This window comes from Myxococcus sp. CA039A (assembly GCF_013336645.1).
Lineage (GTDB): Bacteria > Myxococcota > Myxococcia > Myxococcales > Myxococcaceae > Myxococcus > Myxococcus llanfairpwllgwyngyllgogerychwyrndrobwllllantysiliogogogochensis.
Genome location: NZ_JABUMQ010000323.1, coordinates 1 through 12,981, shown reverse-complemented (window position 1 = coordinate 12,981; position 12,981 = coordinate 1). Strand labels below are relative to the sequence as shown.

Genomic DNA, 12,981 nt, shown 5'->3' with positions numbered 1-12,981 from the left:
GTCTCTGGCTCGGGCACCGGGGGCGGCGCCTCTCCGCTCAGGGCGAACACGAGCGCGGCCACCAGCGCCACGCCCCCGAGCCCCGCCAGCCAGCCCAGACGCTTCGACCCAGCATTATCGGACATGACGTCCGAATACCGCGTGCCTCGCGCACATGGCAACCAACCCTTGTCATGCCGCAATGCATCACAATCCACCGTGATGCTCGAAACATGAAACAACACATTCAGGACTGACTCTCGGGTCAACGTGGGCTATAGAACCGGTTTCCCCCCAAACCCGGAGGAGCCTGCATGAAGCGCGTACTCGTGGCGTGCCTCGCTGTCGCTGCGCTGATGGTCCCCAGCGCCGCCCGCTCGGAAGTCATCGTCTCATCCATCGTCAGCGTGCTGGTGGATGGCGGCAACAACTACAACTGGCAGAAGGTGGAGCTGCCTGGGACGAAGTGTGGCAATGGCTCCCAGTTCAAGTTCTTCATCCACAAGACGAACTCGCCCAACCTGCTGATGCTGCTCGAAGGTGGCGGCGCGTGCTGGGACTACGACACCTGTAGCGGCCGTGCGGGCCTCCTGGGCGCGGCGAACCCCAACGGCATCGCCGACGACTACATCACCCAGTTCACCGCGAAGTACGTCTCGCCGCTCGTCAACGGCGCCGACCCGGGCCTGCCGCTGCGCAGCAAGACGAACCTGGTGACGAACGGCTGGAACATCGTCTACGTGCCGTACTGCACCGGCGACGTGCACATCGGCAACAACGTGAAGACGTACGTGGACCAGACGGGCGCCAACCCGCCGCTCACCTGGCACCACAGCGGCTACACCAACACGCTGGCGGTGGCGAACTACGCGAAGACGCAGTTCCCCAACGTGCAGAAGTTCCTGATGACGGGCTACAGCGCGGGCGGCACGGCGACGTCGGCGGGCTACTACTTCGCGCGTCGCATCATCAACCCGGCGCAGGGCTACCTGCTCAACGACTCCGGCCCCATCTTCCTGGCGCCCAACGCCAACTTCAAGTCGCGCGCCCTGCACGACAAGATTCGTGAGTCGTGGAACCTGAACTCCGTGTTCGGCCTGCTGCCCGCGTCGTTCAGCCAGAGCGACTTCGGCACCATCAACCGCATGGTGGCCACGGAGTTCCCGAACGACCAGCTCGCGTACACGGGCTACACGCGTGACTACAACTACTCGCGCTTCTCCTATGAGCGCTTCCACACGCCGAACGACAAGGAGTCCGTGCACGCCTACTGGAAGACGGACGAGGCCGCGCTGGTGACGGAGCTGAACAAGTACAACAACTTCAGCTACTTCATCCCGCACGAGCGGGCCATCAACTCCAGCCACTGCAGCACCATCATCACCTTCATCGGCGCGCACGCCTGCCAGCGGATGGAGAAGAAGAAGTGGTACGAGTACATTGAAGCGCCGTGGCAGTCGTGGACGTGCCGCAGCGAGTTCGTGGGCATGGACACGTTCCTCACGCGCTTCGTGAACAACAACCAGCGCGTGCGCATCTACGAGCCCGCCAACGGCTACAACGCCGAGGACCCGGGCATGGGCATTGTCGCGCCGCTCATCAACGGCGCTCTGGGCGGGTAGTCGTAGGCCCACTGGCTGAAGCAGTCGTCTGACTGGCGACGGGGCGCAAGGCGTTGTCTTGCGTCCCGCCGCTGGCCCCCGTGGGAGGAAGGCGCTAGAGCCACGGGCGCCATGGACAACCTCACGCACGGACTCTTGGGACTGGCTGTCGGCGCGCTGCGCCGGCCCGACGTACGCCCCGACTCTCCGGAGCGCTCTTCATCCACGGACCGCGCGGTGTTGCTGGCGAGCGTGCTGGCCGCCGAGCTGCCGGACCTGGACACCCTGCTGGCGAGGGGCGACGCGGTGACGGTGGCGCTGCATGCGCACCGGGGCCTGTCCCACTCGCTCTTCTTCGCGCCCGTCGTCGCCCTGGCCGCCACGCTCGTCGCCTGGGCGGTGTTCCGCCGCGACACCCGGCTGCCCCCGGTGTTCCTCACCAGCCTCATCTCCGTGCTCTTCGCGCACCTGCTGCCGGACCTGTGGACAGGCTGGGGCACGCGGGTGCTGCTGCCCTTCTCGGATGCGCGGCTGAGCCTGGACTGGACGGTGGTGGTGGACCCGTGGGTGACGCTGCCGTTGGTGGCGGGGGCGGTGGTGGCGTGGCGACGGCGCGCGGTGTGGCGGCGCGCGCTGCTCCTGGGGCTCGCCTGCTCCATGGCCTACGTGGGAGCACGCGTCGTGTCCTGGAGCGTGCTGACGCGGCGGGTGGACGGCGCCCATCCCGGGGCCGAGTCCGTGCGCGTCTTCCCGGCGCCCTTCTCCTTCAGCACGTGGCGGTACGTGGCGCGCCTTCCTGGCGACGTCCTGGCCGCCGGAGACGTGACGCTCCTGGGCGAGCCCCGAGAGGCCCGCAGGGTGACGGCTCCCTTGGACGTGCTGCCCGGAGATTTGCGCGAGGTGCCCACCGTGCGCGAGGCCCTGGCGTGGGCGCGCTTCCCCGTGGTGACGGTGACGCAGGTGGAGTCGGGGCGAGAGGTGCGCGTCGCCGACCTGCGCTACCACCTGCACGGCGAGCCCACGCTCACCTTCGTGGTGCGGGTGGATGCGGCGGGGACGGTGACGGAGGCCCGGCTGGAGCGAGGCGGCAGCGCCTCCGAGCTGCTGCGCCGGTGGCGCGGAGGGGACACGGCACCGAAGTCCCGGTCCCCCTGACGCGACGGCGGAGATACGCCTGCCCTTCGAGCCCGTCTTCCAGGCCCGAAGGGAGGCTCGCGGCGGGACGTCCGGCCCCGCCGCGAGGCACCGGACTCAGGTGAGGCCCGACAGGGGGCCCTTGAAGTCCGGATGGCCGAAGGTGTTCACGTTCACCCCGAAGGCCTGGGCGATGGACACCAGCAGCTTGTTGTGGGCCACCGCATCCGGCATCGGCGTGCCTGGGCCACTCCAGCCGCTCAGCGGGTCGGAGCCCTCCGGACGCAGCCGCAGGAAGCGGCCCATGCGGAACTTCCCGGCCGCGCCGCCCGCGAGCACCGTGGGCACGCGCACGTTCATGTGGCCGGACGCATCCCCCAGCTCGTTGCCCCAGAGGATGAGGGTGTTGTCCAGCGCGGTGCCGCTGCCCTCCTGCACGGAGGCCAGGCCGTCCATGAGGTACGCCACCTGCTCGGCGTACCAGCGCTGCACCTGCACCATCTTCCCGCGAATCTGCGAGCGCAAGGGCTCGTCCGTCACGTCCAGGCGGTGCGCCAGGTCGTTGTGCGTGTCCTCGTGGATGCCGAGCCACGGCATCGACGGGCCCGGAATCGTCATCGTCACCACGCGCGTCAAGTCACACGCGAAGGCCCGGACGATGAGGTCCATGTGGAGCTTGGTCAGCGTCGGCATGTTCTCCAGGTTGCCGAGCTGCCCCAGGTCGAACGCCGGAGGCGCCGCACCACCACTGCACGCGGCCTCCGCCGGCACGGGCTCCTGCGAGGGCGCGGGCGCCGTGCTCAGCGAGCCCAGCCGGCGCTCGATGTCGCGCAGCGACTCCAGATGCGTCTCCAGCTTCTGCCGCTCCGCGCCCGCCAGCCGGTTGCGCAGCCGGGTGGCGTCCTTGACCAGGTAGTCCAGCAGGCTCTTGCGACGCGCGAGCGTGCGCGCGTTCTCCCCCGGGTCCGAGGTCGGCGACGGCGCGGCGCCGAACAGGCGCTGGTAGACGCCCGCGGGGTCTCTCTCGAAGGGCACGCGGCCGCCGTTCGGCGTGAAGCTGATGCTGTTGTAGACGTGCTGGCCGCCGAACTGCTCCCACGCGTTGAGCTGGAGGGAGCGGAACCGCGTGGCGCCGCCAATCTGCGCCGCGAGGACCTGGTCCAACGAGGCGTTCTCCGGAAGGTCGTCACCGCTGGCGGTGTTGACCTTGCTGCCGGTGAGGAACGTGACGGGACCGCCCTCGTGGCCCGTCAGGCCGTGCTCGTAGAGCACCTGGTAGTCCAGGCCATCCAGCACCAGCAGCTTGGAGCGGTGGCGCTGGAGTGGAGCCAGCATGGAGTTGGGGAAGTCGAGGTTGAAGTCCAGCTCGCCGCCCTTCGGACTCCAGTACTCCGGCAGGCACCCGTGGGAGGTGAAGATGGCGATGAAGCGCATGGGGGGCGTGGTGCCCTGGGCATACGCGTCCGTGGTGCCGAGCAGGTTGGCCAGGGGCAGCGCCGCCGCCGAGCCCGCCAGGGTCTTGATCAGGGAGCGTCGTGAGAGTTCGCGGAGCATGGTGGCTACTCGGGGGAAGTGGTGCGCCGGTGGACGAAATACGGTGAGCGGACGAGGCCGACGAGGGCATCGCCCAGCTTCAGCTTCGGGTCCGCGCGGAAGCGCGAGCGCATGTCGGTGAGCATCGGCCCATCGACGGTGTCCTCATCCCGCCCCATGACGTAGCGGAAGAGCTGCAGCGGCACGCAGTCGGCCACGTCCTCGCTGCTGGCGAGCCAGCGCGCGAGTTCGGCGCCGCCCGTGAAGGTGAACTTGCCGTTGGCGTGCTCGACGGAGCCGCTGGCATCGACGTCCAGGCCGTTCTCCGTCGTGCGGTACTTGCCCAGACCGTCGTAGTCCTCCATGCCGAAGCCGATGGGGTCCAGCTGGCGATGGCAGCCCGCGCAGGTGGGGTTGTCGGTATGGGCGGCGAAGCGGGCGCGGGTGGTGCTGTCCGGATTGACGGCGGGCGGGATGATGATGACGGACGGCGGGGGCGGCGGAATTTCACGGCACAGAAGGCGCGTGAGGACGAACTTGCCGCGACGGATGGGCGAGCTGGAATCGAACAGCGCGTACGTCGTCAGCACGCTCGCATGCGTGAGGATGCCCACCCGGTTTTCCGGCAGAGGAACCCGGCCGATGCGTCCATCTGACGTCTGCGACGTGCCGTAGAACAGCGACATCAGGCCGTTCGCGAAGGTGTAGTTCGCGCCCAGCAGCTCCTTCACGGAGCCACCCTCGTTGGTGAGGACGTGGTCGATGAAGGTCGTCGTCTCCGCGCTCGCGGAGAGCTTGAAGATCTGGCTGAAGTCCGGGAACACCTGGTTGTTCTTGTTGACGCTCTCCAGGCCGGTCAGCCCGAGCCACTCCATGACGAAGCGCTGGAGGTACCTCTTGGACGCTTCCGTCTGCAGCAGGCGACGTGCCTGGGCCTCGCGCGCATCGGCCGTCTTGAGCTTCCCCTCGCTGGCGGCGGTGGTCAGCTCCGCGTCAGGAGGCGCACCCGTCACGGCGAACGCCAGCGCCGTGGCGATCTCCTGCTGCGTCAGCCACACCACCCTGTTCGCCGGTCCACCGGGCTCGCCCAGCTCCGTGCGGTAGAGGAACGACGCCGACGTGAGCACCGCCTGGATGACGTACTCGGCCGCCTTCTTCGGGTCCGTGTCCTTGCGCACCGCCTTCCACAACTCGAGCAGGTCCTTCTCGTCCTCGGCCGTCACCGGCCGACGGAAGGCGCGAGCGCCCAGCGCGCGGATGAAGGAGCGTGCGCAGTCCTCTTCGTTCTGTCCCTCGGCGCAGGCGTACTCGCTGGCCAGGTTGTTGGCCGCGACAGGACCCCAGTTCCGCTCCGCCGCGAAGTCCAGCTGGTCCGCGAGCAGCGGCGTCACCTGGAGGCGATCATGCGTGGTGTAGCCGAGGATGGCGTCCTCGGGCGCGAAGAGCTGCGCCATGGGCACCAGCGTGGGGTTCTTCACGATGCCGTAGACGCTGTTGTCGTATTCGGCGCGGGTGATGCGACGCACTCGCGCGGGGGACGCCTCCGACACCTCGGGAGGGTCTCCGCCAGATGTGTCGCCTGAGCAGGAGGCGGTCACCAACAGCAGTGCCGCGGGGAGGCAGTAACGGATGATTCGCATACGAAAGGCACCCTCTGAGCCAGCAGCCCCCGGAAACCCCCTCTGAAGCGCTGGAACGCAGCCGAGTGTAACCGCGCGCGCTGTCGTGGCCTTCGCACTTTTTGACGCACCATGTGAGGGCCGCGCTCCACGCTCTTCCAAGTCCGCGAGAATCACCGCCGAACGCGCCCGACAGTCGCCTACGTCCACGTCGCGCGACCCACGTGCGAGAGCCCCCAATGGTGGAGCGCTCGTGACCCACGCGACACTCGCCCACCCACGCGACACACGACCGCCAGCACGTCATGCGGGCGGATGGGCACCCTCGCACGGGCCCCGCATGCCAGGGGCCGACTCAGGTGGGGCGCACGCGGTGTTCGACGCCCCCGGGGCCCGCCACCATCAGGTCCGTGGCGATGCCGAGGAACAGGCCATGGCCGACGATTCCCGCACGCGCGCCCAGACGTTCGGCCAGTGTCGAAGGTGCATCGAGGGGACCGAAGGCGCAGTCGAGGACGAGGTTGCCCTGGTCCGTGACGAAAGGCGCATCGTTGGCGCCCTTGCGCGGTGTCACGCGAGCGCCAAGGGACTCGAGGAAGCGCAGCTGCGAGCGCCAACCGAACGACAGCACTTCCACCGGCACGGGCCAGTGGGTGCCGAGCTTCGGTGACAGCTTCGCCACGTCCGCGACGATGACGACGCGGCGACTGGCCTGGGCGACGATCTTCTCGCGCAGCAGCGCGCCGCCTCCCCCCTTGATGACGGACAGGTCTGGCGCCACCTCGTCGGCGCCGTCGATGGTGACGTCCAACTCGGGGTGCTCCTCCAGCGTGGTGAGGGGGATTCCCAGTTCCAACGCCAGCGCCTGCGTGGCGCGTGACGTGGGGACGCCGAGAACATCGAGCAGGTGTCCCTGTCCGCGCAGCGTCGCCAGCCGTCGCACCGCGAAGGCCGCGGTGCTCCCGGTGCCCAGGCCCACGCGCATCCCCGGTAGGAAGAACCGGTCCACCGCCGCCTCGGCGGCAGCCCGTTTGTAGCGTCCCGTCCGCGCGCTTGAATCGAACTCCATCACCCCGCTCCTTCGTCCGCCCTTCCGCGTGATTGAAAGGTACATCGCCTCGGCGTGAGCGGGGGTCGACGCCTGCCGCCCGACATCCGTCCCCAGCGAGCGCTCGAAAGGCCACCGCCTCGACACCCGCCGGTGCCGGTGCCCGCGCCTCGCCCCGAGTGACTGAGTGAAAGCGCATTCCCGCGAAGCGAACGGGCGCCGCGAACCTGCGTCGCGACACCCGCTCACCATGACGTCTCGAAGGTCCTCCGCATCGAAGCAAGCAGGTGCCGCGCACCTGCTTCGCGACACCCGCCCATCATGAGAGCTCGAAGGTCCTCCGCATCGAAGCACGCAGGTGCCGCGAACCTGCTTCGCGACACCCGCCCATCTTGAGGGCTCGAAGGTCCTCCGCATCGAAGCAAGCAGGTGCCGCGACACTCGCCCATCATGAGAGCTCCAAGGTCCTCCGCATCGAAGCAAGCAGGTGCCGCGAACCTGCGTCGCGACGCCCGCCCCGGCGAGAGTGCGCCAGCTCGGCCTTACTCAGAAGCGAAAGAGGATGGCGTCGTAGCCACCCGCCCTGGCGCTCCCGGGCAGAGCGCCCCAGGTGTAGCCCACCGCGTACGCGGCCCCGTCGTCGCCGACGGCCACGGCCTGCCCGCGGTCCGACGTGCTGGAGCCCACCTGACGCGTGCCAAGAGGGTTGCCCGCTTTGTCGTACGTGGACAGGAACACGTCACTGCCACCCAGTGACACGTTGCCATCCAGCGCGCCCGACGTGTGCCCCACCAGGTGCACGGTGCCATCCACACCCACCGCGACGCCTTGCCCATAGTCCGTGGTCGTCGTACCAGGCTGCCGCGTCCACTGCCGCGTGCCCGCCTCGTCATACTTCACCAGCACCGCGTCGTACGTGCCCACTCGGACGTTCCCGTCGAGCGCACCGAAGGTGTAGCCAGACACATAGGCCGCGCCGTCTTCATCCACGGCGACCCCCGTGCCGTACTCGTCACTCGCCGAGCCCAGCTGACGTACCCACTGCGCCTTCCCGAGCACGTCATACTTCGCCAGGAACAGGTCCACCGTGTTTCCCGTCGCCGTGACACCGTCGAGGCTGCCCAGCGTGTAACCCGCGACGTAGATGTCCTCGCGCGGGCTCACCGCCACGCCCAGGGCAATGTCGCTCCGCGCCGAGCCAAACTGCCGCATCCAGTACGGGTTGCCACCCGTGTCGAACTTGGCCACCACCACGTCGTAGTTGCCCGGCGTGGGAGTCCCGTCGATGCGCCCCAGCGAATAGCCCGCGACGAAGAGGCCGTCCTGTCCCGCGCGGCGCGTGACGGCGATGCCGGTGGCGAAGTCGTCCGTCTCCGTGCCGAACTGCTGCACCCACTCCAGCGCGCCCTTCGCGTCGAGCTTCAGCACGAAGAAGTCCGTGCCACCCGCGTTGACGTACGGAAGGAAGCTGCCCCACGTGTAGCCCGCGACGTAGACGTTGCCCGCCAGGTCCGCCGTCACCGAAATCGCCCGGTCATTCATCGCCGTGCCCAACTGCCGCACCCAGCGAAGCGTGCCGTCCACGCCGTGCTTCGAAACGAAGAGGTCCTGACCGCCCGACGACACCTCGGAGCCGAGCTGTCCGCCGGTGTGGCCCGCCATGTAGACGGCGTCGCCCACGGAGGTGACGGCCAGCGCCAGCTCGTCCGCGGTACTTCCCAGCTGTCGTTGCCAGTCAGGCGGCGTCAGGGCTTGGGCACTCGCGGGCAGTGCTCCCAGGATGGCCACCGCGCTCGCGACACCACACGCGCCACTCCACCACTTCCGAATCATGGGCGACTCCTATCGAGATGAACGACTCCGCCCGTACTCTGACGCGTCTGCCGGGCCTGAATCATCTCGGAAGGACCGCCCTCTTCCTCGCGGAAGGGGCGACGCGGAGCGTTGGGCACTCCGCGTCACACCAGGGGTCAGCCCGAAGCAGACCCCCGGTTCAACAGCTCAACGGTTCAGATGTTCCAGCTGCCTCGGATGCCCAGCATGATGAGACCGTACGGACCGTCCTCGGCGGGGCCCAGCGGCGTCGTCGTGGTGGGCAGCGGCGCGGGCAGCGCCAGCGTGGTGTCACCCGAGCGCGTCGTGTAACGCGCGTAGGTGCCGGTGAGATAGGGGCCGAAGGACAGCGAGTGCCCCAGGCGCCACTTGCCGCCGACGGTGACGTTCACGAACTCGGGACCACGCGTCTGGCTCTTCAGCTTCAGGTTCGCCGTGACGGGCGCCCCAGGTCCCACCTGAACCTGCGTGGGGCCGGAGTTCTCGTTGTTCAGGAGCACCATGCCGAAGCCAACGCCGACGAAGGGGTCGAACGAGGCCGTGGGCGAGAAGTGATACTGCACCTGAGGACCGAAGCGCAGCTGCGAGGCCGCGCACTCCCAACCCTCGAAGCAGGAGTACGGATTCTCCTTGGTGAGGATGTACGAGTAGCTGCCGTACGCGCCGACGAACCAGTTCGGCGTCACGCGGTAGCCCACCTCCACCAGGAAGGGCACTGCGCCGTTCGCGGCGTCGCTCAACTTCACATCACCCACGGTGCGGTCCAACCGTGCACCGTTCTTGTAGACGTAACCCGCTCCCGCCTGAAACCCGAGGCCGACCGTGACTTCCAGTCCCGTCGGCGCGCTGTACGTCGCGACTTCCTGAGCGCTCGCGCCCGCGGAACCCAATGCGACCGCCGCTGCCAGGGCCCAACTCAGCCTTCCCGTCATAAACCCCTCCGTCGAGTGGAGCGTTGACTCTAGAACAGCACCCATCACACAAGTAAGCCGCACTGCGTCACAGTTGCAGTTGTGACGGTGGGTCAGCGCTGACTGTCAGGGGCGTGCACAATGCGGGCGATGAACGTCACCTTGGAGCAGGCCCGTGCGCTGGACGCCCTCGCCCGACACGGCACGTTCGCCGCCGCGGCGCAGGCGCTGGGAAAGGGGCACACGGCGGTGCTCTACACCCTGCGCACGCTGGAGGGACAGACGGAGCTGGAGCTGCTCGACAGGCGCGGCTATCGGACGCGGCTGACGCCCGCGGGAGAGCGCGTGCTGGAGCACTGTCGCAAGCTGCTCGCGGCGGAGCGGGAGCTGGAGGCGACGTGCGCGGAGATTCGCGCGGGCTGGGAGCCCACGCTGCGCATCGTCTTCGACGGCGTCTTCCCGGCCGAGCCCCTGTTGCGCGTGGTGAAGGCGCTGCGAGCCGAGGGCGCCGGCACGCGCTTCCATGTGTCGTCGGAGTTCCTGGCCGGAGTGGAAGCGGCCTTCGTGAGGGACGAGGCGGACCTCATGGTGTCCGTGCTTCCGCCCTCGCTACCAGGCCTGCGCAGCTACGCGCTGCCGGAGCTGAAGGCGCTGCTGGTGGCCCACCGCTCCCATCCGCTGGCACGGCGCAGGCGCGGGACGCTCCAGGAAGAGGAGCTGTCGGAGCACCTGCTGCTCACCGTGCGCGGCTCCGACCCCCGGCTCCAGCTCAGCACCGTCTCCCTGGAGATGCGCTCCACGGTGCACCTCAACGACTTCGCGGCGAAGAAGGCGGCGATTCTGGAAGGCCTGGGCTACGGGTGGCTGCCCGAGCACCTGGCCTCGCGCGAGCTGCGCCGGGGCGAGCTCAAGCTCCTGAAGCCCTCGAGCGGCTCCACCCACGCCTTCCTGCCCAAGCTCCACCACCGCGCGGGCGTGAGGCTGGGCCGCGCCGCCCGCCGCGTGGTGAAGACACTCACCGGGACAGAGCCTCCCCAGTGACGTGAGGGGACACGCGGCTATTGCGCCGCCGTGGTGCAGTCCCCCGACACATTCGGCGCCGGACGCCCGTTGGCGGTGTTGCCGGTGAAGACGTTGTTGGCGGCCACCACCAGCTCCACCGCTCCGCTGCCCCGGTTGCACACCACCACGCCGCCCGCGCCCGAGCGGTTCTCCAGGAAGCGATTGCCGCGCAACGTGAGGGCGCGCGTGCCCATATCCTCCAGGTAGATGGCCGCGGCCGGGCCCTGCGTCACGAAGTTGCCTTCGAAGAGGTTGTCCTCGACCAGGTCATTGTTCGGCTGGAAGTAGTGCAGCACGCCGCCTCCGCCCAGGTCATAGGTGTTCTGGGAGTTGGGCCACGCGAGGATGGGGCGCGGCTCGAGCGAGCTCGTGACAGCGCCCCGGAACGCCTCCAGGCCGTTGTCGCGGAAGGTGTTGCCTCGCACCACGGAGTCGCGCCCGTGCGTCACGCACATCGCCCCGCCGCCCGCCATGGACGACGTGCCTGCTTGCGCGAAGCGGTCGATGTCCGACGTGCGGTTGCCCTCGAACAGCGTGTCCTCCACGCGCGAGCCCACGGTGAACATCAAGTCCAGCGCGCCACACTTGGCCGACGCCATGTTGTCGCGGAACACCGAGTGCCGAATCGTCACCGGCCCCGGGTAGTAGGCCCACAGCGCGCCGCGCGTCTTGTCGCGGTTGCCGTTGTAGTCATTCTTGCGGACCTTCTCGAAGACCATGTGCTCGAAGACGGGGTCTCCGTCACCCACGGAGTTCTCACCGAAGAAGTTCATCCCCCACCAGCCGTAGCGGTTGGTGGAGGTGAGCAGCACGGGCTTGTCCGCCGTGCCACGCACCTGGATGCCGCCGTACACGCGCACCTCCACGCGCCCGTCATGGTGGTTCATCACGCTGTCGGCCGCGCCCGCCTCCACGTCGGCCTCCGTCACCTCGGGGCGCCCCTTGAAGTCGAGGATGACGCCGGGCTGCACCGTGAGGACCTGCCCCTTGGGGATGGTGACGACACCCTGCGCGTCGCCGAGCACGCGATACGGAGAGCCCGCCTCCGTCAGCGTCCCGGACAAGGTGCCGGTGACAATCGTCCCACCGTCCTCGGGCACCTCGATGATGGGCCCTCCGTCCCCTCCTCCCGACGTGCCGCCATCCGGCTCGGGGACGACTCCGGGCTTCTCCGGCGTCGACGAGCAGGCGGTGGCGAGCACCCCCAGGGTCAGCACCATCATGAGGAAGCGCTTCGTACACTCGGAGGCGGACGTGTCCATACCCGGCGCGCTAGCACGGCGTCATGGCCGCTCGCAAACCGCGCCCGGGCTGCTAGAAGCGCGCGCCATGTCGAACGAGGTCCTCGTCCTCTCCTACTCGGGCTGTTCCACCTGCAAGAAGGCGCTGAAGTGGCTGGAAGCCCAGGGCGTGTCCCACCGCGTGCGTCCCATCGTCGACAGTCCGCCCACTGTCGCGGAGCTGGCGCAGTGGATACCCCGTAGCGGTGTGTCCGTCCGGAAGTGGCTCAATACCAGCGGGCTGAGCTACCGCGCGCTCGGCAAGGCCAAGGTCGACGCGGCGAGTGACGCGGAGCTGCATACGTGGCTCGCCGCCGACGGGAAGCTCGTCAAGCGGCCCGTGCTCGTCACGCCCACCGCCGTCCTCGTGGGCTTCCAGCCGGAGAGCTGGGCGCGCGTGTTCCCCTCGCGAGGCTGAAGGCCGGGCGGGCGGGCAAGCGCACCCGCGCTCGAGCCTCGCGAAGCGCGCTGCCGCGTGAAGATTGCTGTGTATGGAATCCAGTGCCAGGCGTCCGCTCGGGGAAATCCTCCTGGAGATGGGAGTGCTCAACCGCGCCCAGCTCCGGGTTGGACTGGTCCACCACCATGAGACGCATGTCCCCCTGGGACGCGCCCTGGTGCGTGAGGGCGTGTGCTCGGAAGCGGATGTGCTGCGCGGCCTCGCCGCCCAGCTCGGCGTGGAGGCCGTGGACCTGGACCTGACGCCTCCCGAGCGCGGCATGGCGGACCTCCTCCCCGCTCGCATCGCGCGGCAGCACCGCGCCGTGCCCCTGCGCGTGGAGCTGGTGCCGCTGGAGCAGGGCGAGCGCGAGGTCCTCCACATCGCCCTGCCCGCGCCCGTCTCGTTGGAAGCTGTCGACGCCGTGCGCGCCATCACCGGCAAGCCGCGCGTCGAGGCACACGTGGCCTCCGACACAGCCATCACCCGCGCCCTGTCGGAGCTGTACGGCATCGAGGGGCCCGCGGAGCCCGCCGCCACCC

Annotated in this window: 10 protein-coding genes and 1 pseudogene; 5 read left to right on the top strand and 6 right to left on the bottom strand. The window is 68.8% G+C overall.

From position 1 onward, the window contains the following. Positions 1 to 293 precede the first annotated feature (293 nt). The gene (locus HR086_RS37870) at positions 294 to 1,601 is read left to right on the top strand and encodes a pectin acetylesterase-family hydrolase (protein ID WP_141649147.1); all 1,308 of its coding nucleotides are present in this window, start codon (positions 294 to 296) and stop codon (positions 1,599 to 1,601) included. 111 nt (positions 1,602 to 1,712) lie between these two features. Then, on the top strand, positions 1,713 to 2,735 hold the full coding sequence (locus HR086_RS37865) for a metal-dependent hydrolase (protein WP_174453226.1): 1,023 nt from the start codon (positions 1,713 to 1,715) through the stop codon (positions 2,733 to 2,735). Between the two features lie 96 nt (positions 2,736 to 2,831). Here HR086_RS37865 and HR086_RS37860 read toward each other — a convergent pair whose 3' ends face one another. From HR086_RS37860 to HR086_RS37840, 5 genes are all read right to left on the bottom strand, one after another. Further along, positions 2,832 to 4,268: a DUF1552 domain-containing protein gene (locus HR086_RS37860; protein WP_174453225.1), complete on the bottom strand. Its 1,437-nt coding sequence runs from the start codon at positions 4,266 to 4,268 to the stop codon at positions 2,832 to 2,834. 5 nt (positions 4,269 to 4,273) lie between these two features. Continuing rightward, complete coding sequence (locus HR086_RS37855; protein ID WP_174468067.1) at positions 4,274 to 5,887, bottom strand: DUF1592 domain-containing protein; 1,614 nt, start codon at positions 5,885 to 5,887, stop codon at positions 4,274 to 4,276. A gap of 334 nt (positions 5,888 to 6,221) precedes the next feature. Beyond that, the gene (gene rpiA / locus HR086_RS37850) at positions 6,222 to 6,935 is read right to left on the bottom strand and encodes a ribose-5-phosphate isomerase RpiA (RefSeq protein ID WP_174453223.1); all 714 of its coding nucleotides are present in this window, start codon (positions 6,933 to 6,935) and stop codon (positions 6,222 to 6,224) included. Positions 6,936 to 7,460: 525 nt separating this feature from the next. After that, complete coding sequence (locus tag HR086_RS37845; RefSeq protein WP_174461428.1) at positions 7,461 to 8,747, bottom strand: SBBP repeat-containing protein; 1,287 nt, start codon at positions 8,745 to 8,747, stop codon at positions 7,461 to 7,463. 176 nt (positions 8,748 to 8,923) lie between these two features. Beyond that, positions 8,924 to 9,679 carry an outer membrane beta-barrel protein gene (locus HR086_RS37840; protein ID WP_174453221.1) on the bottom strand — a complete coding sequence of 252 codons (756 nt, stop codon included), beginning with the start codon at positions 9,677 to 9,679 and terminating at the stop codon, positions 8,924 to 8,926. Positions 9,680 to 9,808: 129 nt separating this feature from the next. Here HR086_RS37840 and HR086_RS37835 point away from each other — a divergent pair, with 129 nt between their 5' ends. Beyond that, entirely contained in the window at positions 9,809 to 10,699 is an 891-nt protein-coding gene (locus HR086_RS37835; RefSeq protein WP_246137871.1) for a LysR family transcriptional regulator, read from the top strand. 17 nt (positions 10,700 to 10,716) lie between these two features. On the opposite strand, the gene HR086_RS37830 is transcribed toward HR086_RS37835, so the two are convergent. After that, the gene (locus tag HR086_RS37830) at positions 10,717 to 11,943 is read right to left on the bottom strand and encodes a right-handed parallel beta-helix repeat-containing protein (RefSeq protein ID WP_254626619.1); all 1,227 of its coding nucleotides are present in this window, start codon (positions 11,941 to 11,943) and stop codon (positions 10,717 to 10,719) included. A 106-nt stretch (positions 11,944 to 12,049) separates the two neighbouring features. Here HR086_RS37830 and HR086_RS37825 point away from each other — a divergent pair, with 106 nt between their 5' ends. Beyond that, entirely contained in the window at positions 12,050 to 12,418 is a 369-nt protein-coding gene (locus tag HR086_RS37825; protein WP_174453219.1) for a Spx/MgsR family RNA polymerase-binding regulatory protein, read from the top strand. A gap of 73 nt (positions 12,419 to 12,491) precedes the next feature. After that, positions 12,492 to 12,981: pseudogene (locus tag HR086_RS37820) on the top strand (hypothetical protein); the annotation flags it as partial.

Coding starts and splice junctions, on each gene's coding strand:
- HR086_RS37830 (WP_254626619.1), bottom strand. CDS start 11,943: ATGATGGTGCTGACCCTGGGGGTGCTCGCCACCGCCTGCTCGTCGACG.
- HR086_RS37840 (WP_174453221.1), bottom strand. CDS start 9,679: ATGACGGGAAGGCTGAGTTGGGCCCTGGCAGCGGCGGTCGCATTGGGT.
- HR086_RS37825 (WP_174453219.1), top strand. CDS start 12,050: ATGTCGAACGAGGTCCTCGTCCTCTCCTACTCGGGCTGTTCCACCTGC.
- HR086_RS37865 (WP_174453226.1), top strand. CDS start 1,713: ATGGACAACCTCACGCACGGACTCTTGGGACTGGCTGTCGGCGCGCTG.
- HR086_RS37835 (WP_246137871.1), top strand. CDS start 9,809: ATGAACGTCACCTTGGAGCAGGCCCGTGCGCTGGACGCCCTCGCCCGA.
- HR086_RS37870 (WP_141649147.1), top strand. CDS start 294: ATGAAGCGCGTACTCGTGGCGTGCCTCGCTGTCGCTGCGCTGATGGTC.
- HR086_RS37845 (WP_174461428.1), bottom strand. CDS start 8,747: ATGATTCGGAAGTGGTGGAGTGGCGCGTGTGGTGTCGCGAGCGCGGTG.
- HR086_RS37860 (WP_174453225.1), bottom strand. CDS start 4,268: ATGCTCCGCGAACTCTCACGACGCTCCCTGATCAAGACCCTGGCGGGC.
- HR086_RS37855 (WP_174468067.1), bottom strand. CDS start 5,887: ATGCGAATCATCCGTTACTGCCTCCCCGCGGCACTGCTGTTGGTGACC.
- rpiA (WP_174453223.1), bottom strand. CDS start 6,935: ATGGAGTTCGATTCAAGCGCGCGGACGGGACGCTACAAACGGGCTGCC.